The 20026-nt window shown below is 72.0% G+C and carries 25 protein-coding genes and 1 riboswitch; of the genes, 15 read left to right on the plus strand and 10 right to left on the minus strand.

What is annotated here, in order from left to right:
• The first annotated feature begins 16 nt into the window (after nt 1-16).
• The gene (locus tag F9C41_RS03255) at nt 17-571 is read left to right on the plus strand and encodes a hypothetical protein (protein ID WP_155385036.1); all 555 of its coding nucleotides are present in this window, start codon (nt 17-19) and stop codon (nt 569-571) included.
• Here F9C41_RS03255 and F9C41_RS03260 read toward each other — a convergent pair.
• Together F9C41_RS03260 and F9C41_RS03265 are read right to left on the minus strand one after the other, a co-directional pair.
• Nucleotides 568-1398, minus strand: coding sequence for an MOSC domain-containing protein (locus tag F9C41_RS03260; RefSeq protein WP_230689256.1), 831 nt, complete (start codon nt 1396-1398; stop codon nt 568-570). The genes F9C41_RS03255 and F9C41_RS03260 overlap by 4 nt on opposite strands.
• On the minus strand, nt 1395-2270 hold the full coding sequence (locus tag F9C41_RS03265) for a bifunctional 5,10-methylenetetrahydrofolate dehydrogenase/5,10-methenyltetrahydrofolate cyclohydrolase (protein ID WP_155385037.1): 876 nt from the start codon (nt 2268-2270) through the stop codon (nt 1395-1397). The genes F9C41_RS03260 and F9C41_RS03265 overlap by 4 nt, the downstream gene beginning before the upstream one ends.
• 12 nt (nt 2271-2282) lie before the next feature.
• A riboswitch (ZMP/ZTP riboswitch) is annotated at nt 2283-2366 on the minus strand.
• 93 nt (nt 2367-2459) lie between these two features.
• Here F9C41_RS03265 and F9C41_RS03270 point away from each other — a divergent pair.
• Together F9C41_RS03270 and F9C41_RS03275 are read left to right on the plus strand one after the other, a co-directional pair.
• Nucleotides 2460-3239, plus strand: coding sequence for a hypothetical protein (locus tag F9C41_RS03270; RefSeq protein WP_155385038.1), 780 nt, complete (start codon nt 2460-2462; stop codon nt 3237-3239).
• A gap of 70 nt (nt 3240-3309) precedes the next feature.
• Nucleotides 3310-3900 (plus strand): GNAT family N-acetyltransferase, encoded by a 591-nt coding sequence (locus tag F9C41_RS03275; RefSeq protein ID WP_155385039.1) that lies wholly within the window; start codon nt 3310-3312, stop codon nt 3898-3900.
• A gap of 47 nt (nt 3901-3947) precedes the next feature.
• On the opposite strand, the gene F9C41_RS03280 is transcribed toward F9C41_RS03275, so the two are convergent.
• From F9C41_RS03280 to F9C41_RS03295, 4 genes are all read right to left on the minus strand, one after another.
• The gene (locus F9C41_RS03280; protein ID WP_155385040.1) at nt 3948-5162 is read right to left on the minus strand and encodes a hypothetical protein; all 1215 of its coding nucleotides are present in this window, start codon (nt 5160-5162) and stop codon (nt 3948-3950) included.
• Nucleotides 5159-5680, minus strand: a complete 522-nt coding sequence (locus F9C41_RS03285; protein ID WP_155385041.1) for a SigE family RNA polymerase sigma factor — start codon at nt 5678-5680, stop codon at nt 5159-5161. The genes F9C41_RS03280 and F9C41_RS03285 overlap by 4 nt, the downstream gene beginning before the upstream one ends.
• A 124-nt stretch (nt 5681-5804) precedes the next feature.
• Nucleotides 5805-6335 (minus strand): DUF6817 domain-containing protein, encoded by a 531-nt coding sequence (locus F9C41_RS03290; RefSeq protein WP_155385042.1) that lies wholly within the window; start codon nt 6333-6335, stop codon nt 5805-5807.
• Between the two features lie 78 nt (nt 6336-6413).
• A complete protein-coding gene (locus F9C41_RS03295; protein WP_155385043.1) occupies nt 6414-6989 on the minus strand; it encodes a maleylpyruvate isomerase N-terminal domain-containing protein in 576 nt (191 codons plus the stop codon).
• A 262-nt stretch (nt 6990-7251) separates the two neighbouring features.
• Between F9C41_RS03295 and F9C41_RS03300 the strand changes: the two genes are divergently transcribed.
• From F9C41_RS03300 to F9C41_RS03325, 6 genes are all read left to right on the plus strand, one after another.
• Nucleotides 7252-8550: an extracellular solute-binding protein gene (locus F9C41_RS03300; protein ID WP_155385044.1), complete on the plus strand. Its 1299-nt coding sequence runs from the start codon at nt 7252-7254 to the stop codon at nt 8548-8550.
• 84 nt (nt 8551-8634) lie between these two features.
• A complete protein-coding gene (locus F9C41_RS03305) occupies nt 8635-9651 on the plus strand; it encodes a carbohydrate ABC transporter permease (protein WP_155385045.1) in 1017 nt (338 codons plus the stop codon).
• Between the two features lie 13 nt (nt 9652-9664).
• A complete protein-coding gene (locus F9C41_RS03310; RefSeq protein WP_230689317.1) occupies nt 9665-10555 on the plus strand; it encodes a sugar ABC transporter permease in 891 nt (296 codons plus the stop codon).
• Between the two features lies 1 nt (nt 10556).
• Nucleotides 10557-11573 (plus strand): LacI family DNA-binding transcriptional regulator, encoded by a 1017-nt coding sequence (locus F9C41_RS03315; RefSeq protein WP_155385046.1) that lies wholly within the window; start codon nt 10557-10559, stop codon nt 11571-11573.
• A gap of 34 nt (nt 11574-11607) precedes the next feature.
• Complete coding sequence (locus F9C41_RS03320; protein WP_196279602.1) at nt 11608-11982, plus strand: FKBP-type peptidyl-prolyl cis-trans isomerase; 375 nt, start codon at nt 11608-11610, stop codon at nt 11980-11982.
• 134 nt (nt 11983-12116) lie between these two features.
• Nucleotides 12117-12695, plus strand: a complete 579-nt coding sequence (locus F9C41_RS03325) for a P-loop NTPase family protein (protein ID WP_155385048.1) — start codon at nt 12117-12119, stop codon at nt 12693-12695.
• A gap of 6 nt (nt 12696-12701) precedes the next feature.
• Here F9C41_RS03325 and F9C41_RS03330 read toward each other — a convergent pair whose 3' ends face one another.
• Nucleotides 12702-13175 (minus strand): OsmC family protein, encoded by a 474-nt coding sequence (locus F9C41_RS03330; RefSeq protein WP_155385049.1) that lies wholly within the window; start codon nt 13173-13175, stop codon nt 12702-12704.
• Nucleotides 13176-13237: 62 nt separating this feature from the next.
• Here F9C41_RS03330 and F9C41_RS03335 point away from each other — a divergent pair, with 62 nt between their 5' ends.
• From F9C41_RS03335 to F9C41_RS03350, 4 genes are all read left to right on the plus strand, one after another.
• Nucleotides 13238-13915 (plus strand): GOLPH3/VPS74 family protein, encoded by a 678-nt coding sequence (locus tag F9C41_RS03335; RefSeq protein ID WP_155385050.1) that lies wholly within the window; start codon nt 13238-13240, stop codon nt 13913-13915.
• A 131-nt stretch (nt 13916-14046) separates the two neighbouring features.
• Complete coding sequence (locus F9C41_RS03340; RefSeq protein ID WP_155385051.1) at nt 14047-15030, plus strand: DUF2332 domain-containing protein; 984 nt, start codon at nt 14047-14049, stop codon at nt 15028-15030.
• 71 nt (nt 15031-15101) lie between these two features.
• A complete protein-coding gene (locus F9C41_RS03345; protein ID WP_155385052.1) occupies nt 15102-15815 on the plus strand; it encodes a hypothetical protein in 714 nt (237 codons plus the stop codon).
• Between the two features lie 95 nt (nt 15816-15910).
• Nucleotides 15911-16753: a hypothetical protein gene (locus tag F9C41_RS03350; protein WP_155385053.1), complete on the plus strand. Its 843-nt coding sequence runs from the start codon at nt 15911-15913 to the stop codon at nt 16751-16753.
• Nucleotides 16754-16834: 81 nt separating this feature from the next.
• On the opposite strand, the gene F9C41_RS03355 is transcribed toward F9C41_RS03350, so the two are convergent.
• From F9C41_RS03355 to F9C41_RS03365, 3 genes are all read right to left on the minus strand, one after another.
• Entirely contained in the window at nt 16835-17191 is a 357-nt protein-coding gene (locus F9C41_RS03355; protein WP_230689257.1) for a GlsB/YeaQ/YmgE family stress response membrane protein, read from the minus strand.
• A 98-nt stretch (nt 17192-17289) separates the two neighbouring features.
• On the minus strand, nt 17290-17718 hold the full coding sequence (locus F9C41_RS03360) for a hypothetical protein (RefSeq protein WP_155385054.1): 429 nt from the start codon (nt 17716-17718) through the stop codon (nt 17290-17292).
• A complete protein-coding gene (locus tag F9C41_RS03365) occupies nt 17715-17996 on the minus strand; it encodes a hypothetical protein (RefSeq protein WP_147433152.1) in 282 nt (93 codons plus the stop codon). Before F9C41_RS03365 ends, F9C41_RS03360 begins: the two co-directional genes overlap by 4 nt.
• Before the next feature lie 90 nt (nt 17997-18086).
• Between F9C41_RS03365 and F9C41_RS03370 the strand changes: the two genes are divergently transcribed.
• The gene (locus F9C41_RS03370; protein WP_155385055.1) at nt 18087-18872 is read left to right on the plus strand and encodes an RNA ligase family protein; all 786 of its coding nucleotides are present in this window, start codon (nt 18087-18089) and stop codon (nt 18870-18872) included.
• Complete coding sequence (locus tag F9C41_RS03375) at nt 18859-20019, plus strand: AAA family ATPase (RefSeq protein WP_155385056.1); 1161 nt, start codon at nt 18859-18861, stop codon at nt 20017-20019. Before F9C41_RS03370 ends, F9C41_RS03375 begins: the two co-directional genes overlap by 14 nt.
• The last annotated feature ends 7 nt before the right edge of the window (nt 20020-20026 follow it).

The following is a 20026-nucleotide window of genomic DNA, read 5'->3' on the forward strand; positions in this document are numbered from 1 at the left end:
GCCCTACGCTCGCGGCGTGAAGGGGTTCGCGCGGCGGGAGTTCCAGCTGATGCTGCTGCGGCGCATGTTCGACTTCCAGCCGGAGCTGGTGGAGGCGGCGTGCGCGGAGCTGTCGGTCTCGCATGCGCAGTACATGGGGGCGCACAACCGGTGGCAGACGATGCTGCGGTCGAGGTCTGCGCCGAAGGGCCTGGTGTTGTACGAGGCGGTGCTGGGTCCGGCCGATGAGCGGCGGGAGGTGCCGTACGGCGATGCGGTGTTGACGGCGCATCTGTGGCGGCTGCCGGGGTTGTGGCCGGAGCTGCGCTGGGAGGCGCTGGTGGGCACGGAGGATTTCGTGCTGCACGGGTGGCTGGTGCGGGCGGCGGACTCCCCTGTGCCGGAGCTGGGTGCGGTGCAGGGGTTGGCGCCGTGGTCGTGTGTGGTGGGTGATGTGCTGGCCAGGTTCCCGGGGGCGCGGCAGCGTGATCCGCAGGTGCCGGCGCGGTGGGGGGTTGATGTGCCGGGGCCGGGCGGTGTGCCGTACCGGCTGATGTTCGTGCACGGCCTGTTGCAACAGGTGGCGCGTTAGGCGTCGCGGACCGGGTCGCCGGGTCGGATGCGGCCGGGGTGCAGGATCTGGGCGTAGACGCCGGCGCACGGTTGGGGGCCGAGGGCGGGCAGCGGGACGATGCGGTGGTGCTGGGCGAGCACCCGCAGGGCGTCGGGGTCGCGGGGCAGGTCGCCGTGGGCGAGGGTGGGGATCGCGCAGCGCGGGGTGGCGACGATGACGCGCAGTACGAGGTCGTCGCCGATGCGCAGCTCGCGGCCGATCCAGTCGTCTTCGGTGAAGCCGTCGCCGGGGGTGTCGACGACGATGTTGGGCCGGTAGCGGCGGGCGTCGGCGGTGCCCGCGGGGTGCAGGGCGGTGATGCGGCGCAGGGTCGCGGTGGTGAGCAGGTGTACGGGCGCGAAGTCGAAGAACGTGCCCGGCGCTGCGCCGCCGATGGTGCTGGTGACCAGCGGCAGCGCCGCGGTGATGCCGTCGCGTAGCACGGCGTCGGGGTCGGCGCGGTCGAGTCGTGCCTGTTCGGGTGGGGTGTCGGTGAGTTCGACGTCGCGGCGGAGCAGTGCCGACAGGGTCTTGGCGGCGGCCGGGTCGGTGCTGTGCACGTCGGTGCCGGGGCCGGTGATGCGTACGCCGTGGGCGTCGGTGGCGGCGGTGAGGGTGAGCAGCCGCTGCCAGAGCCGGGGGTGTTTGGCGCTGGCGACGCGGCCGGTGGTGGTGTCGAGCAGGGCGAGGGCGCGGTCGCCGGCCAGCCCGGTCTCGGTCACGTCGGCGCTGTCGAGCTGCTCGCCGAGCAGGGACTTGACCGGGTACCGGTGCAGTGTGGCGACCGCGGCCCTCGCGTGGGTCACGGGTTGGCGCGTTCGGCGGCGGCGACGACGTTGCGGAACAGCATCGCGACGGTGGTGGGGCCGACGCCGCCGACGCGCGGGGTGATCGCCCCGGCGACGGCGGCGCAGGCTTCGTCGACGTCGGGCAGGATGCGGCGCCCTTCGTAACGCACGCCGCCGCCGACGACGACGGCGCCGGGCTTGACGTGTTCGGGCTGGATGATGCCGGGCACGCCGGCGGCGGCGATGAGGATGTCGGCGCGGCGGGTGTAGCGGGGCCAGTCCTTCACGCCGGTGTGCACGACGGTGACGGCGGCGTCGGCGGTGGGGCGCTTCTGCGCCAGCAGCATCGCCAGGGGCCGGCCGAGGGTCGCGCCGCGGCCGAGGATGACGACCTCGCGGCCCGCGACGCCGATGTCGTAGTGGGCGAGCAGCGCTTCGATGCCGGCGGGGGTGCACGGCAGCGGGCCGGGGATGCCGAGGGCGAGGCGGCCCATGTTCATGGGGTGCATGCCGTCGACGTCCTTGTCGGGGTCCATGGCCTGCAGGGCGGCGTTGTAGTCGAGGTGGCCGGGGATCGGGTACTGCACGAGCATGCCGTGCACGGCCGGGTCGTCGTTCCAGGCGGTGATGACGCGGTGCACGTCGGCCTGGGTGGCGGAGGCGGGCAGGTGCTCGTGCGGGGACGCGAAGCCCAGCGCGGCGGCCTGCTGCTGCTTGATGCGGATGTAGCCGGCGCTGGCGTCGTCGTCGCCGACGAGCAGGGTCGCCAGGCTGGGGGTGATGCCACGCTGCGCCAGCGCGGCGGAGCGCGTGGCGACGTCGGCGAGGACCTCGTCGGCGACGGGTTTGCCGGGCAGCAGGCGGGCGGTGGTGGTCGCGGGCGCGGACATGCGGCTCCTCCACGCGGTCGCCCAGGCGGTCGGCTTCCGCGGCTTCGCTCCCCGATGGTCGTTCCCATCCTCGTGCCGCCAGTCGCAAAACTCGCCCTCCAGCATGCCTCATCCGGTCGGGCTGGACTTGCGCCGCCCCACGGGCGGTCCCGTGTTCCGATAGCGTCTCGCCTCGGCGGGGAGGTGGACATGCGGTGGCGCGGGTTCGGCGTGCGCGGTTGGCGCGGGCGGGCGGCGTGTGCGGCGGCGGCCGGGGTGGTGCTGGTCGGGTTCGTGGACCGGTGGGCGCTGGACGAGCGCTGGCTGGCGGCGGCGGTGGTGCTGGTGGTGCTCGCGCCGATGCTCGCGGTCGTGGCGGTGGCGGCGACGCCCCGAGTGGCTGTGATCACCGTCGGGCTGCAGTTCGTGCTGCTGGTGTGCGTGATCGTGGCGTCGCAGGTGTGGTCGAGCCGGGGGCCGTCGGCGCCGGTGGTGGACTGGCTGCTGCCGTACACGGCCGGTGCCGTCTGTGCGCCGGTGGTGCTGATGGTGGTGGGGCGCAGTGTCCGGGGCCGACGGTTCGAGTCGCTGGTGGCGGTCGGCGCGGTGGCGCTGGTGGTGGGCGGTTGCGGATGGTTCACCCAGGGCATGGGCGGCGAGAATTCGCGTCCGGCCGCAACCGACGCTGCACCCCTGCTGTCGCCGCTGTTCATCAGCGCCCCGGGGGTCGTCGACTGCACCGAGAACAGTGCGGTGTGCTGGCGTGACGTGCGGCTGCGTGAGCGTGACGTCGAGCGGGTGCGGGCGGTGCTGCGCGAGCACGGCTGGTCGCAGGAGTGCCGGCCGGTGACGGGGCTGCTCACCGGGCTCGGGTTCGACTACGGGTGGCTGTGCCTGCACGTGGCCGAGGGCCGCGACGGCGTGGTGGTGACCGTGAGTGGTGAGGCGCGCTGGTGGCGGGAGCAGCGCTGGTTTCAGGAGCCGCGCTGAGCGGGTTCTGCCGGGGGCGGGAACGGTTCTACCGTTTGCGCGGCGGGCCGCGGCTCGCCATCATCGCGGGATGATCGACCGACAGACCGCCGACTTCACCGTCAAGCCGACCCTCACCGGCGACAAGGTGGTGCTGCGCCCGTTCGCCGACGCGGACCTGGACGGCATCCGGGCCGCGCTGCGCGACCCGGAGGTGATCCGGCTGACCGGCAGCGGCGCCGGCGAGCAGGACGAGGCCGAGCAGGAGAAGATCCTGCGCCGCTGGTACGGCACCCGCAACGCGCAGCCGGACCGGCTGGACCTGGCGGTGGTGGACCGGGCGACGGACGTGTGCGTCGGTGAGGTGGTGTTCAACGAGTGGAGTGCGGGCAACCGCAGCTGCAACTTCCGGGTGCTGCTCGGCGCGGCCGGGCGGGACCGGGGGCTGGGCACGGAGGCGATCCGGCTGTTCGTCGGGTACGGCTTCGAGCGGCTGGGCCTGCACCGGGTCGAGTTGGAGGTGTTCGCGTTCAATCCGCGGGCGCGCCGGGCGTACGAGAAGGTCGGTTTCGTCGCCGAGGGTGTGCTGCGTGACGTGCTGCGCGACGGCGACGGCTGGGTCGACGCGACGGTGATGTCGATCCTGTCGCACGAGTGGGAGCACCACCGCGGCCGTCCGTGACCCGGGCCGGGTCCGGCTGAGGCAGCGGTCCTCAGCCGGACCCGGGTTCAGCGGCAGAGCCAGCGCACCGCGCCGGGGATCAGGTCCTGGCTGCCCGGGCGCGCGAACATCTGGTGCCCCGCGATGACGGTGCCGTCATCGCTGATGGCGCTGAAGCCGGCGGCCGGTTGGCCGCGTACCAGGACGGCCCCGGATGCCGTCGGCAGCATTCGCGTGCTGCCGTCGCCGGAGACCCGGAAGGCGTTGCTGCTCTGTGCGTACTCGCGTTCGCCGGGTTCGGGGCGCGGGCCGTCGTCGGACTCGAGGGTGCCCGCTCCCACGCCGCCGCCGCCGTACACGTGCGGCAGCTCCGGGCTGTGCCACCAGGAGCTCTGGCCCGTCGTGCGGCTCCACCGCACACCCAGCACGGTGGTGCGGCCCTCGACCTCGGCCACGACTCCGCCGATGATCCAGTCGCCGGACAGCACGCTCACCCGGATCCCCACGATCTTCTGACCTGCGAGCACGTCAGGCATCTGGAGTTCCTCGCCGGTGCCGTCGGGCCGCCACTGGTACGGGTGTGAGCCCCGCGCGTCGGTGATGCCGCCCGCGACCGTGCCGTCGGGGCCGATGTCGGCTACGAAACCGGTGGCGCCCGCGGGGATCGCCAGCGCGGTCGGCGGCTGTGCCGGGTCGCGCCACACCACTGGCCGCTCGTCCTGGGTTCCCGCCACGGCACCGGAGTCGTTGACGACCTGCGCCCTGGCGTTCGTGCCCGGCAGCCGGACCAACGCGCCGTCGCGGTAGATCCAGGAGGCCAACCGATCACCGATGATGCTGGTGGCCACGGCGACACCGCTGGTGGTGATGTCGTTGAAGAACGGGACCTCGCCGTCGACGGCGACTTCGCGGGGCAGGCCGTCGTCCCAGATCAGCAGCCGGTCGTGGCCATGGTCGCCGAGTTTCTTGCCGGCGAGGTGGCGGCCCGTCGGGTCACCGGCCGTGACCATGCTGCCGTGGGTGGCACCGCCGGGCACGGGCAGGCGCTGTGCCTCGCACCCGCCCAGTCTGTTCGGGAGCCCGCCGGTGTGGTCCGCGGACGGAGCGAGGTGCGGCAAGCCGAGCACCTGCACTCCGGCGACGGCGAGCACGGCCACGGCGCCTACGCCGGCCAGGCGGCGGGTGCGTACGCGTCGGCGTTTGCGGTCGTGTACCCGGGCGAGCACGTCGTAGCGGGGCGCCTCGTCGGCGAGGCCGTCCAGCAGTTCCTTCAGGTCCGTCATGCCGGCACCTCCCGGGTCTCCTTGACCAGCACGTGCAGTTCGGGTGCGACCTCGCGCAGCCGGGCCAGGGCACGTGACGTCTGGCTCTTGACGGTGCCGATCGACACGCCGAGGGCCGCGGCGGCGTCGGGTTCGGACAGGTCCTCGAAGAAGCGCAGCACGATGACGGCGCGCTGCTTGCGGGTGAGTTTCTCCAGGGCCTGGTGCAGCAGCACCCGCCGGATCGTGTCGGCGGCCATGTCCCGGCCGGTGGCGGGTTCGGGCATCCGGTCGGTGAGGTACTCGCTGCGTAGGTGGTGGCTACGCCGCCAGCGGGACACGTGCTCGTGGTAGAGGATCTTGCGGATGTACGCGTCGGGCGCGTCGATGCGCGCCTTGCGCCACTGCAGGGCCAGTTTGAACAGCGCGTTCTGCAGCAGGTCCTCGGCCGCGTGGTGGTCGCCGGCGAGCAGGTACGCCACCCGTGACCACTTGCCCAGCCGGGCCTGCACGTAATCGTCGAAGCCGTCGTCGTCCACCCTGGCCGTTCCTCCCCCGCCTGCCGGTACGCCGGTGTCGACCTTCCTAGACGACGCGTGTGCCCGCGACGGTTGGCGTCCGTCCGAGAGACTTTCGCCGCCTGGCAGGGCCGGGCACGCCGGGTCAGCCGCCCAGGGTCCGCCGGGCGTCGGCGGCGACCTGCGGGGAGGCGAGCTCGGCCCACGAGCCGAACAGGCCGCGGAAGTAGTCGCCGTAGCGGGCGGCGACGTCGGGGGCCTGCTCGCACAGGTCGAGCTCGTTGACGATGCTCAGGTCGACCAGTGGGCGCAGTTCGGCGGCGGTGAGGGTCTCGACCGTGCCGTCGAAGCGGTTGTGCAGCTGCCGGGTCTGCGCCAGCGGCCGCCAGGTCGCCTTGCGCAGGGTCGCGGCGTAGCGGTGCACGATGCGTTCGGCGTCGGGCCCGGCGGCGGCGCGCAGCAGGTCTCGCTCGTCGAGGGTCAACAGCACCGTGTCGAAGCCGTCGGTGCCGTACGCGGCGTGGGCCAGCCCGGCCAGCGCCGTGGACTCGGGCAGGCCGTGCGCGGCGAGCCGGTCGTGCACGCGTACCAGGTGGGTGTAGAGGGTTCCACCGGGATGGTCGATGGTCGCCGCACCGCGCTCGCGCAGCAGCGCCTTGACGTCTTCGGCACCCATGGGGCGACCCTAGGGCGTGGGCGTGGCGGCCGTCACCGGCCTGTGGGGAAGTTCATGCAAGTTCTTCCAGCGTCAGACTCAGGCACGGGCGGCGCGCCAGGTCCACTCGGTGCGGCGGGCACGGCCGGGCAGGTCGCCGCGGCCGGTGCACCAGAGCAGCACGGCGGCGGGTTCGCCGTCGGGGCCGTCGGGGAACAGCCGGTGCAGGATCAGCGCGGCCAGGTCGGCGGGCGGCCGCCAGGCGGGGTCCAGGGCGCGGGTGATGTCGTGGGTGTGCAGCAGTGTCTCGGCGATGCCCATGGCGGCGAAGCCGCTGGGGTCGCAGGGTCCCCAGTGCCAGGCGCGCAGGCCGGGGTCGGCGGCGGCGAGCGCGGTGGCCAGCAGCCCGCCCGCGGCCGTGATGATCTGCAGGAGCTGCGTGGTGGTGGCCTCGGGCCGCACGGTGAGGTCGCAGGGCAGGTACGCGTCGTCGGGCGCGGCGGCGAGCTGGCCGGCGTAGGCGGTGAGGTCGTGGGCGATGTGCGCGGCGGTGTCGCGGCAGGTCCAGTCGAGGGTGCCGGCCGGGGCGTCCCAGTCGGCCGCGGTGTGCGGGGCGAGGGCGGCTTGCAGGGCTTGCAGGGCCTGCCGGAGGTCGTCGTGGCCGGGGTCGCGCATGGGTGCACTGTGTCACCTTCGGCGGGCCTGCCGACACCGGGTTTCCACGAGCTGCTGAAACTGTTAGCAAGGTCTGCCAATTGATTTCAGTAGATCACGAGGCTGTGAACGCCGTCACGCATGCGCATCGTCATGGTTTGCCGGGTTTGTGGACGCCATTTGGTAACGGCGTTGCAGGAAAAGGCGCAAGGACTTTCTGAATCAGAAACTTCTTGCTAACGTCGCGCGCTGGAAGGACAGGCAAACCCCCGAGGAGCGAATAATGCGTCGCACCGCCAGAGGGATCGCCGTTCTTGCCTCCGCTGCCATCGCACTCGCGGTGACGGCCTGTGGCAACGACGCGACCGAGGCACCCACCAAGACCGACCCTGCAGCTCTGTCTGCCGAGCTGACGTGGTGGGACACGTCGGACCCCGCCAACGAGGGCCCGGCGTTCAAGGAGCTCATCACCGAGTTCAACAAGACCTACCCGAACGTGAAGATCAACTACCAGTCGGTCCCGTTCGGCGAGGCGCAGAACAAGTTCAAGACCGCCGCCGCGGCCAAGTCCGGCGCCCCGGACATCCTGCGCGCCGAGGTGGCGTGGGTGCCGGAGTTCGCGTCCCTGGGCTACCTGTACAACCTCGACGGCAGCGAGCTGCTCGCCGACGAGTCGGACTACTTCGCCACCCCCATGTCGGCGAACAAGTTCGACGGCAAGACCTACGGCGTGCCGCAGGTCACCGACTCGCTCGCGCTCATGTACAACAAGAAGATCTTCACCGACGCGGGTATCGCGCAGGCCCCGAAGACCTGGGCCGACGTGAAGACCGCCGCCGCCGCGATCAAGGCCAAGACCGGCAAGGACGGCCTGTTCATCAACGCCGGTGGCTACTTCCTGCTGCCGTTCATCTACGGCGAGGGCGGCGACCTGGTCGACACCGCAGCCAAGAAGATCACCGTGAACTCCGCGGCCAACGTCGCGGGCATCGCGGTGGCCGCTGACCTGGTCAAGTCGGGCGCTGCGGTCAAGCCGCCGGCCAACGACTCCTACGGCACCATGATGACCCTGTTCAAGGAGCAGAAGGTCGCCATGATCATCAACGGCCCGTGGGAGGTCAACAACCTCCGCAACGCGCCGACCTTCGGTGGCATCGACAACCTCGGCGTCGCCGCGGTCCCGGCAGGTTCGGCCAAGGCCGGCGCGCCCGTGGGTGGCCACAACTACGTGCTGTACTCCGGCATGGCGCAGGACAAGGCCGCCGCGGCCATCGCGTTCGTGAAGTTCATGTCCTCCGCGCAGTCGCAGGCGGTCCTGGCCGACAAGCTGGGCGTGCTGCCGACCCGCAAGTCGGCCTACGACATCGACAAGGTGAAGAACAACGCGATCATCGCGGCGTTCCAGCCGGTCGTGTCCTCCGCCGTGGCCCGCCCGTGGATCCCCGAGGGTGGCCAGTTCTTCGGCCCGCTCGACACGATGGCCACCGAGGTCCTGGTCCAGGGCAAGGACCCGAAGACCTCCCTCGACGGGGTCGCCAACAAGTACAAGACCGAGGTCGTCACCGCCTACACGGCGTCCTGACCCTCACCTGAGGCCGGTCCCCGCACGGGACCGGCCTCAGGGCCTTCCCCTGCGCCCCTCTTTCACCCCACTCGGAGCACGCCCGTGAGCACAGACACCGCCACGCCGGCCCGGACCAGTCCCCCGCCGCGTGAGACCCGACGACCCGGCCGGCTTCGCCGCAGCTGGGACAAGCACTGGTACGCGTGGGCGATGGTCGCCCCGGTCGTGCTCGTGCTCGGCGTCCTGATCTTCTACCCGCTCGGTCGCGGCATCCTGCTGTCGTTCACGAACCTCACCGAGGCCAACCAGCTCGCCGAGATCTGCAGTAAGTCGATCACCGGCACCGAGGTGTGCAAGCCGAACCCGAACGCGTGGGAGATCGTCGGCGTCGACAACTACGTCAACATCCTCACCGGCAAGGTCGGCGAATTCTGGCAGCAGTTCGGCGTGACGCTGCTGTGGACCGTGACCTGCGTGGTGTTCCACTACGGGCTGGGTCTGGGCCTGGCCGTGCTGCTCAACCGGCCGATGCGCGGCCGCGGGATCTACCGGGTGCTGCTGATCCTGCCGTGGGCGGTGCCCGCGTTCGTGTCCGCGTTCGCCTGGCGGTTCATGTTCAACGAGCAGTTCGGTCTGATCAACTCGCTGTTCGAGTCCGTCGGCCTGGACCGCGTCGAGTGGTTCGCCGACTGGAAGACCGCGCTGCTCACCGCCATCATCGCCAACATCTGGCTGGGCGTGCCGTTCATGATGGTGACGCTGCTCGGCGGGATGCAGACCATCCCCGGCGAGCAGTACGAGGCGGCCGAGATCGACGGCGCGACCCCGTGGCAGCGCTTCGTCAACATCACGCTGCCCGGCCTGCGCTCGGTCAGCATGACGGTGCTGCTGCTGGGCTTCATCTGGACGTTCAACATGTTCCCGATCATCTTCCTGGTCACCGGCGGCGAACCCGCCGGGCAGACCGAGATCCTGGTGACCGGCGCGTTCCGGTCGGCGTTCGAGGGCATCCGCAACTACTCGCTGTCCTCGACATACGGCGTGCTGATCCTGTCCATCCTGCTCGTCTTCTCCGTGTTCTACCGGCGGGCGCTGCGCAAGCAAGGCGAGGTGTGGTGACATGACGATGACCATGGCCCCCGGCACGACGGCCGGGCAATCCACCCACACCCCGCAGGTCAACAAGCAGAGCCGGGCCAAGCGCAGTCCGCTGGCCTCGCTCGGCCTGCACGCCACGCTGATCGGCGCGTCGCTGATCGCGGTGTTCCCGATCGTGTGGGTGGTGCTGTCGTCGTTCAAGCCCAAGCAGTGGGTGCAGAGCAGCGAGCTGACGCTGGTCAAGGAACCGACCCTGGGCAACTACTCCTACGTGCTGTTCGAGACGAACTTCCCCACCTGGATGCTCAACTCGGTGATCATCGCGCTGTGCACGATGGCGATCGGCATCCTGATGTCGGCGACCACCGGGTACGCGCTGTCGCGGTTCAACTTCCCGGGCCGGCGCAAGCTGATGATGGTGTTCCTGGTGACGCAGATGTTCCCGGTCGCCGTGCTGATCGTGCCGATCTACAAGATCATGGCCACGCTGGGGCTGATCAACACTCATGCGTCGCTGGTCATCGCCTACCTGACCATCGCGGTGCCGTTCTGCTCGTGGATGCTCAAGGGCTACTTCGACTCGATCCCGACGTCGCTGGACGAGGCCGCCTCGATCGACGGGTGCGGGCCGTTCCAGACGTTCTGGCGGGTCATCATGCCGCTGGCCCGGCCGGGTATCGCGGTGACCGCGTTCTACACGTTCCTGACCGCGTGGGGCGAGGTGGCGTACGCGTCGGCGTTCATCCAGACCGACGATCGGTTCACCCTCGCCTACGGCATGCAGCAGTTCGTGCCGCAGTTCAACGCCCAGTGGGAGTACCTGACCGCCGCGGCGGTGCTGGTCACCGTGCCCGCCGGGCTGGTCTTCCTCTATGCCCAGCGCCACCTGGTGTCCGGCCTGACCGCCGGCGGAACGAAGGGCTGAGGTGGGTACGCAGACACGGGCGCGCCTGGCCGACATCGCCGCGCAGGCGCAGGTCAGCCAAGCGACCGTGTCGCGGGTGCTCAACGACCGGCCGGGCGCGTCGGCCAGCACGCGCCAGGCCGTGCTCACCGCGCTGGACGTGCTCGGCTACGAGCGGCCCGGCCACCTGCACCGCACCGGCGCGGGGCTGGTCGGGCTGATCCTGCCCGAGCTGGACAACCCGATCTTCCCGGCGTTCGCGCAGATCGCCGAGTCGACGCTGGCGCAGCAGGGCTACACGTCGATGCTGTGCACGCAGACCCCGGGCACGGTCAGCGAGGACGAGTACGTCGACATGATGCGCGAGCGCGACGTCGCCGGGATCGTGTTCATGTCGGGCCTGCACGCCGCCGCTGACGGCGACCCGGCGCGCTACCACCGGCTGACCACCGACGGCGTGCCGTTCGTGCTGGTCAACGGGTTCCTGCCGGGGGTGGCCGCGCCGTTCGTGTCGTGCGACGAGCACGGCGCCGCCGAACTCGCCGTCGCGCACCTGGCCTCGCTCGGGCACCGGCGCATCGGGCTGGTCTGCGGGCCGCGCCGTTACACCCCGACCCGGCGCAAGGTCGCCGGCTACGTCGCGGCCATGGCCGGGCTGCACGACGGCGACCTCGAGGAGCTGATCGAGATCGCGCCGTTCGGCGTCGAGGGCGGCCACGGGGCCGCGCTGCGGCTGCTGGACCGCGGCGTGACGGCGATGCTGTGCGGGTCGGACCTGATGGCGCTCGGCGCGATCCGGGCCGTGCGCGCCAACGGGCTGTCCGTGCCCGGTGACGTGTCGGTGGTCGGGTTCGACGACTCGCTGCTGATGGCGTACACCGACCCGCCGCTGACCACGCTGCGCCAGCCGGTGCGGGCGATGGCCCAGGCGGCGGTGCGCTCCCTGCTCGACGAGATCGGCGGCTACGCGGCCCCGCACAGCGAGTACATGTTCCGCCCGGAACTCGTCGTCCGCGGCTCGACCGCGGCGCTGCGCTGACAGCGTCGTTCGTGCCCCGCCTAGGATGGCCCTTATGACCTTGAGCAAACCGACTGTGGAGTTCCCCGGGGGCGAGGCCCCGACCGACCTGGTGATCACCGACCTGACCGTCGGCACCGGCGACGAGGCCGTGCCCGGCCGCCAGGTCGTCGTGCACTACGTGGGCGTGACCTTCGACGGCGGCGAGGAGTTCGACGCCTCCTGGAACCGCGGCTCCCCGTTCACGTTCCCGCTCGGCGGCGGCCGCGTCATCCAAGGCTGGGACCTGGGCGTAGCCGGCATGAAGGTGGGCGGCCGCCGCCAGCTGATCATCCCGGCCAAGCTCGCCTACGGCAACCGCGGCGCCGGCGGCGTCATCAAGCCCGGCGACACCCTCGTCTTCGTCGTCGACCTCCTCGAGGTCCGCTGACCCACTCCCCCGACGATCTTGCGCGAACGGTGGGGACGACACACTCGTTCCGGGCGTATCGCCAACAGTTCGCGCAAGATCGTCGGGATCATGGCGGGGCCGCGGAGAGGGATCTTGCGGGTTAGACTCGGCCGGTGCCGCTGCTGACCGTCGTCGATCCGCTGCCGTGGGCGCCGCGGCGTGTCCTGATCGCCGGCACGTCCGGGGCCGGCAAGACCACGCTGAGCACGTACATCGCCGCCGCGCTGGGGCTGCCCAGGGTCGAGCTCGACGCCCTGCACCACGGAGCCGACTGGGTGCCGCGGCCCACGTTCGCCGCTGAGGTCGCCGATTTCGTGGCGCAGCCCAGCTGGGTCACCGAGTGGCAGTACACCGACAAGCTCGGCGACCTGCTGGCAGGCCGCGCCGACACGGTCGTCTGGCTGGACCACCCGCGGCCCCTGGTCATGTGGCAGGTCACCGGGCGCACGCTGCGCCGCCGGTGGCGGCGTGAGCAGTTGTGGAACGGCAACACCGAGCCGCCCCTGCACACCCTGCTGACCGACCCCGAGCACGTGATCCGCTGGGCGTGGCGCACCCACGGCAAGCCCGGCCGGCGGGTGGCGGGCCTGCTGGAGCAGCGCGGCGAGCAGGTCGCGGTGGTCCGGCTGCGCGGGCGGGCCCAGGTCCGGCAATGGGTACGCAGGCTGCGCGACGGCTCCCTGCTCGGCTGACGCCCCTCAGCCCTGGGCGGGGGTCACGACCACCGGCTCGTGGCGCACCGGGAAGTTCACCGAGTTGGCGATGAAGCAGGCCTTGTGGGCGTCGTGGTGCAGCGCGAGCGCCTGCTCGGTCATCGACGCGTCGGCGACAGTGACCCGGGGCCGCAGCACGGCCTCGGTGAACCGGCCGCCGCCGTCGTCCTCGGTCATCGTGGCCTGCGGGGAGTCGGTGTAGCCGGTGACGACGACGCCGTTGACCGCGCACAGGTGCAGATACCACAGCAGGTGGCACTGTGACAGTGAGGCGAGCAGCAGCTGCTCGGGGTTCCAGCGGTCGGGTTCGCCGCGAAACGCCGGGTCCGACGAGCCCGGCAGGGTCGGCAGGCCGGGGGCGCTGACCTCGTGGGTGCGCCGGTAGGTGCGGTAGCTGTCGGTGCCGGTGCCCTCGTTGCCGGTCCATTCGACGGTGAGTTCGTAGCGGTGCTCGCGCATGGGCGCAGCCTAGTGCACCCGGTAGCCATCCCATATGAGGCCAAAGCGCCTAAACTCGGCCTATGGAGCTCTCGCTGGCCGAGCAGCTGGTCCTGCTCAGTTATGACGACGCGACCGGCAGGCCGCTGGTGCCCATCAACCATCTCGACTGCGGCATCGAGGGCGCGGTCCTGCTCAGCCTGGCCAACGCCGGGCGGATCGCGATACGCCGCGGGCACGTGGAGGTCGTCGACCACACGCCCACCGGCGACCCGTCGCAGGACGCCGCCCTCGTGGAGATCGGCGAGGACGCCAAGGGCCACGCGCCCGACTGGTGGATCTACCACCTGGCGTCGCCGCACCACCGCCAGCGCCTGGTGGACAACCTCGTCGCGAAGGGCGTGCTGCGCCGCGAGGACCACCGGGTGGTCGGCGTCTTCCACCGGCCCCGCTACCCGCTGGTCGACCAGGCGCTCAAGAAGGACCTGGTGAACCGTATCCGCAGCCTGGTCAACCGGATCGCCGAACCCGACCGCGACACGGTCAGCCTGCTCGCGCTGAGCCACACCATGATGCTGGACCGCCACTACTTCCCCGAGGTCAACCACGACGACATGCGCCACCGCGTCATGGAGCTGGCCGAGGGCGAGTGGGCGGCACCGGCCGTCGGCAAGGTCATCTATGCGATGAACATGGCCATCATGGCAGCCATCACCGGCGGCATAGCCTCCTCGTCCACCGCCGCCGTCTCCGCCAGCTGACACTGCGCCACCTGCCGCGTCTCTCGAAGTCTCGCGGCGTCCAGCGCCACGGGCGTCCGCCGGCGGCGTACCCCCTGCATGTCATCTTGATCACGATGCGCGCGGCCGGGCGGGCGGCCTACGGTACCGACATGCACGGCATCCCCCGCACCGATGAGGAACTGGCCCACACCTACCGCGACTTCGCGCTGCGGGAGGCGGCCGGGCGCTCACCGTCCTACGAGCGGCTGTGCCTCGGCATCGCCGCCGACGCCGAGGTGCTCGCCCTCGTCGGCGCGCTGCCGCTGGCCAAGCGCCAGCCCAACCTGCTGCTGGGCGCGGTCCGGCTGCTCGCCGGGCCGGTCGGCGACTACCCGGCGTTCCGGGACTGGCTGGTCGCGCACTGGCCCGCCGTACGCGAGCAGATGCTGGCCCGCAGCACGCAGACCAACGAGGCCGCACGGTGCGCGGTGCTGCTGCCCGTGCTCGCCGCGCTGCCGCAGCCGCTCGCGCTGATCGAGGTCGGCGCGTCCGCGGGGCTGTGCCTGTACCCGGACCGCTACCGGTACCGCTACGGTGACCGCGCGCCGCTCGGCCCGGCCGACGCGCCCCTGCTGGAATGCTCCGTCGAGGGCCCGGCGCCGGTGCCGGACCGGCTGCCGCAGGTCGTCTGGCGGGCGGGCATCGACCTGAACCCGCTCGACGTCACCGACCCCGAAGACGTGCGCTGGCTGCAGAGCCTCATCTGGCCCGAGCACACCGAGCGGATGCGGCGCCTGACCGCCGCCGCGGCGATCGCAGCCGCCGACCCGCCGCTGCTGGTCCGCGGCGACCTCAACGAGTCCCTGGCGCGGCTGGCCGAGCAGGCCCCCGCCGAGGCGACCCTGGTCGTGTTCCACACCGCCGTGCTGGCCTACCTCGACGCGGCAGGCGTGGACCGGTTCGCGACGCAGATGGCCGAACTGGCGCGGCAGCGACCGGGCACCGTGTGGCTGAGCAACGAGGCGCCCCGGGTCGTCCCGCAGGTCGCCGCGCGGCTGCCCCGCGAGGCCCCGCCGGGCCGGTTCGCGCTGGCCGTCGACGGCCGGCCGGTGGCCTTCACCATGCCACACGGCCAGGGCGTCGAATGGCTCTGAGGCCGCACCGTCCCTTCGCGACTTGCCCGGCGGCCGGTCGGCTCTAGAGTGTTGCCGTCGGAGGGACAGCGATGGCGGAGCAGAACAGCCGGGCGGCGGCCGGGCGGGCCAAGGACGAGCACACGGCGACCGACGTCGCCGCCAGCTCGATCGCCGGGCTGGGCATGCTGGTCGGAGCATTGGGCGCGGCCGGGCTGGTGCTCGTGCTGTGCACCAACTCCCTGGCCGGAGTGGGCCTGACCATGGTCAACATCGCGGTCCCGGCGATCGCGTTCGGGTACGCGCTGCTCGACACCGTCCCGCGCGATGCCCTGCGGCCGCGCCGGATCGGTGCGGTGGTGCTGGCGCTGGTCATCGCGGCCGGTGCGACCGGCGTCAGCTGGGGCGTGTCCGGGGTGGCGATGCGCCAGTTCGCGCCCGCCGACTACATCGGCCGGTACGGCGAGCGCGTCCAGGTCGCCGTCATGGACGCCGACTGCCGCCACGGGACCATCTGGCGGCGCGGGCCGCGCGCCGACTTCTACTGCGAGGGCGCGACGTGGCGGGCCGGCGGCCGCGACGAGCGCGGCCGGCTCACCCTGTTCTACCAGGAGATGGAGCCCCGCTCGCAGGCCCGGCAGATCGACGCGTACGTGCTCGGCAACGAGGGCTACAGCGTGGAGCGGGTCGGCGAGGTCGAGTCCTGGGCGTGGTGGGCGGGACGGCCGCTGTGGCTGCTGCTGGGCCTGCCGGTGCTGGCCGCCGGCCTGCTGCTGCGCCGCGACCTGGTCGCCCGGAGGGACTGACGTCCCGGTGGGCCGGTGTGCACGGTCCCGCCGATCGGTCCAGGCGGCCGGAACACCGTCGGCCGCGGGCTTGACGGCCGCGTTACCGTGCGGTCGTGATCAGACCGATCTCCGCCCCCTACCGTGTCACGGCCACCGTCGTGGCGCTGCTCGGGCTGTCCGCCGCCGCGCCGTTCCTGTACCGGACCGGGCCGGTCGGGTACGCCGCGCTGCTGGTGCCCCTCGGGCTGCTGCTCGCACTGGCGTGGGCGATCCGGCTCGGGCAGTGGATGCTGGCAGCCGGCGCGCCGCCGTGGCCGGCCCGGCTGACCCTGCATCTGGCGCAGAGCCCGCAGGCGGGGCAGCGCGGGCGGGCGGTCCGGGCCGCCGACGCGATCGGCCGCGACGCGGACTTCGACACCACCCCGGCGGGCTACGCCGTGTGGGCGGTGCTGCGCCGCGGCAGCGCCCCGCAACTGCACCAGCGCGTGGTGTGGGAGCGGTGGCTGCGCGCGTCGACCGGCGAGCAGCGGGTGCTGGTGCACCGCCGGGCGGGCGTCGCCGTGTTGGACGTCGAGGGCCACGGCCGGATCTGGCCGTCGAGCTTCACGCTGCGCCGCCGGCCCTGGGGCGTGGTGCTGACCCCGCTGGGCCGGACGTCCGCGGCCCACGACCTGTCGTGGTGGCGGCTGCTGACGGTCATCGTCATGGTGGTGGCGCTGCTCGCCGGTCCGGCGCTGGGGCGCGGCGATCACCTGGACGCGGCCTGGGCGACCGGGTACATCGTCGTGCTCGCGTTCGCCGTCGGGCAGTGGTTCGGGGTGATGCCACCGGGGCGGCAGAGCCGGGAACGGCCCGCGGCCGGCGGGGGCGCCGAGGTCCCCAGGCCGCGCGCCGAACCCGCCAAAGCGCACCGCGGCGGCCGCTTCACCGGCACGTCGAAGACCCGCAAGCGTTAGGAAGGGCACCTTCTGCAACGCGTGGCGATGTGAAGGTGCCCTTCCTTTCCCTACCCCCACGGAGGGCTTGCGGTGCAGTGGTCAGGTGGTGGTGTTGCGGCGGCGGCGGCGTACGGGGCGGCCGCCTTCGTCGGCTATGAAGGTGCGGGTCAGGGCCATCGCGATGATGATGCCGACGACCGCGCAGACCACCTGCACCAGCAGCTCCGACCAGCTCCAGGTGAAGTGCCAGCCGGCCCAGTCCCAGTCCAGCCGGGCCGGCCACCTGCTCTCCCAGCCCAGCTGGCGCGAGACCCAGGTGCCTGCCAGCGCGGCGAGGATGCCCACCACGAAGGTGGCGATGACTCCGATGTTCTGGCGGCCGGGGAGAACCAGCCGGCCGAGGGTGCCGATCACGATTCCGATGAGGATTGCGCTCAGGATTCCGGTCGCCGTCATGGCGGGCGACTACCCACTCGCGCGGCCTTTAATCCTCTCCGCGATACCGGTCCCGGGCGGCTTTGGACAGGCCTGTCCCGACGGTGCGGCAACGGCTGTCAGGACCAGGGTTTCTCCAGCTGGATGGTGGTGACCGAGGCGACGATCGCGGTGTAGCGCTCGGGCCGGTCGGTGAGGATGTAGGCGTCGGTGCGCACCGCGAGCATGGTCAGGTCGGAGTCGGCGAGTTCGTGCAGGCGGTCCGGGTCGGGGCGGGTGAGGTCCATGAACCTGCCCAGGCTGCGCCAGTCGGCGGTGGACTCGACCACGATGCAGTTGTCGTTGGTGCGCAGCACGTCGACGAGGTGGGCGTCGGCGCCGCGGGCCAGCGCCTCAGCCAGGGACGCCGAGGTGACGGCGAAAAGTTCGCCCTCGTCGCCGAACTCGCCGATGATCTCGCCGACGGTCTCGTGCGCACCGAACGCGCAGATCGCGGACGCGTCGAGGATGAGGCGGATCGGGGCGATGCCGTCGCCGGGTTCGGTCACGCCGCCCAGCCCATGCGGCGGCGCAGTTCGTCACGGTCGGCGCTGCCGTGCTCGGCGCGCCGGGCGGCGTCGTCGAGCTGCTCACGGGCCCACAGGCGGGCGCGGCGGCGGCGCTCCTCGGTCAGCGGCACGCCGTGGTGGCGCTGGTAGGCCTCGGCCTCCGCATCCTGGGCGATCTTGCGCCGGACCAGGCGGTTCACCTCGGCGGAGGCGTTCTCGTGTGTCTTGAGGTACGCGACGACGTCGTCGGCCAGGTAGAAGCTCTTGGTCTCACCCATGCCCAATAGACTAGCGCCCGATCTCTGATAGGGCCATCACAGCGATAATCCATTGGCTTGCGCAGGCCCGGGGCGGCTACAACAGACGGCGTGATCGTGAAGTATCCGCGGACGCCGCATCTGGCCGGATCGCGCCTGCAGCCGGGCGACGAGGACCTGGCCCAGGTGCCGTTCGCGCGTGTCCGCGGACGCCACCTGGTCGCCGAGGAGAAGCTGGACGGCGCGAACGCGGGCATCAGCTTCACCGCCGACGGCGCGCTGCGGCTGCAGTCGCGCGGGCACCACCTGTCCGGCGGGCCGCGGGAGCGGCAGTTCGCGGTGCTCAAGTCGTGGGCGGCCACCGTCGCGCCGCTGCTGTGGGAACGGCTGTCCGACCGCTACGTCTGCTACGGCGAGTGGATGTACGCCAAGCACACCGTCTTCTACGACGCGCTGCCGCACTACTTCTGCGAGTTCGACGTGCTGGACACGGCGACGGGCGAGTTCCTGGACACGCCGCGGCGGCGGGAGCTGCTGGCCGGGCTGCCGGTGCACAGCGTGCCGGTGCTCGCGGCGGGGCGGTTCGAGCGGCTGGAGCAGCTGACGGGGCTGGTGGGGGCGTCGGTGTGCCGTACGCCCGGGTGGCGGGACAGCCTGGCCGACGCGGCCGCGGAGGCCGGGGTCGACCCGGAGCGGGCCGCCGCCGAAAGCGACCGGTCCGACGAGATGGAAGGGCTCTACCTCAAGGTCGAGGAGGGCGGCCGGGTGGTGGAGCGCTACAAGTGGGTGCGGCACAGCTTCCTGACCGCGGTGCTGGACTCCGGCTCGCACTGGGCGGACCGGCCCATCGTGGCCAACCGCCTGGCCGACCCCGGGGTGCTCTATGCAGGCCTTTGAGCGGCTCTGCCCGGCCGGGCCGGGGTTTGCGCTGGACTGGGCCGCGGTCGAGCGGGAGTTCGCCTGGATCCGCCGGCTGGCCGGGGTGGCGCAGGACCCGGTCCACCATGCCGAGGGTGACGTGCTCACGCACACCCGGTTGGCCGCGCAGGCGCTGGTGTCGCTGCCGCAGTGGCGGGCGCGGCCGCGGGCCGAGCAGGTGCGGCTGTTCGCCGCGGTGCTGCTGCACGACGTGGCCAAACCCGACTGCACCCGGCACGACGGCGAGCGGGTCACCGCGCACGGGCACTCCCGGCGCGGCGAGCTGACCGCCCGGCGGGTGCTGTGGGAGCTGGGCACGCCGATCGACGACCGCGAGCACGTGGCGGCGCTGGTGCGCCACCACCAGGTGCCGTTCTGGGCCCTGGAGCGCCCGGACCTGGAGCAGCTCGTGCTGCGGGTGTCGCTGACGGCACGCAACGACGACCTGGCGCTGCTGGCCACCGCCGACATCGTCGGCCGGGTCTGCGCGGACGCGGACACGGTGTTGGAGAACATCGGGCTGTTCCAGGAGTACTGCGCAGACCTGGGGGTGCTGGACCGGCCGTGGCAGTTCACGTCGGATCACGCCCGGTTCATGTATTTCCGCACCCCGGGCCGCGACCCGCGGTACGCGGCCTACGACGACACCCGGCTGACCGTGACGGTGCTGTCGGGGCTGCCGGGGACGGGCAAGGACACCTGGCTGGCCGCGCACCGGCCCGGCCTGCCCGTGGTCAGCCTGGACGCGATCCGGGCGCGGTCGGGCGTGGATCCGGCCGGCGACCAGCGGGCGGTCGCCGCGGCGGCGCACGAGCTGGCACGCGGGCACCTGCGGGCGGGGCGGGCGTTCGTGTGGAACGCGACGAACGTGTCGCGCCAGCACCGCGAGATCTGCATCGGGCTGGCCGCGGCGTACGGGGCACGGGTGGAGCTGGTCGCGCTGGAGGCGCCCGGGCCGGTGCTGCGGGCGCGCAACGCGGCCAGGCCGGCGCCGGTGCCGAACGCGGTGATCGATAAGCTGATCGGCAAGTGGGAGACCCCGGACGTGACCGAGTCGCACACCCTACACCGGCTGGACACGAATGATCGTGTACTTCACGTGATCCCGCGGTCACCGGTGGCCTAGAGTAGGC

The sequence above is a fragment of the Catellatospora paridis genome, from assembly GCF_009720365.1.
GTDB lineage: Bacteria > Actinomycetota > Actinomycetes > Mycobacteriales > Micromonosporaceae > Catellatospora > Catellatospora paridis.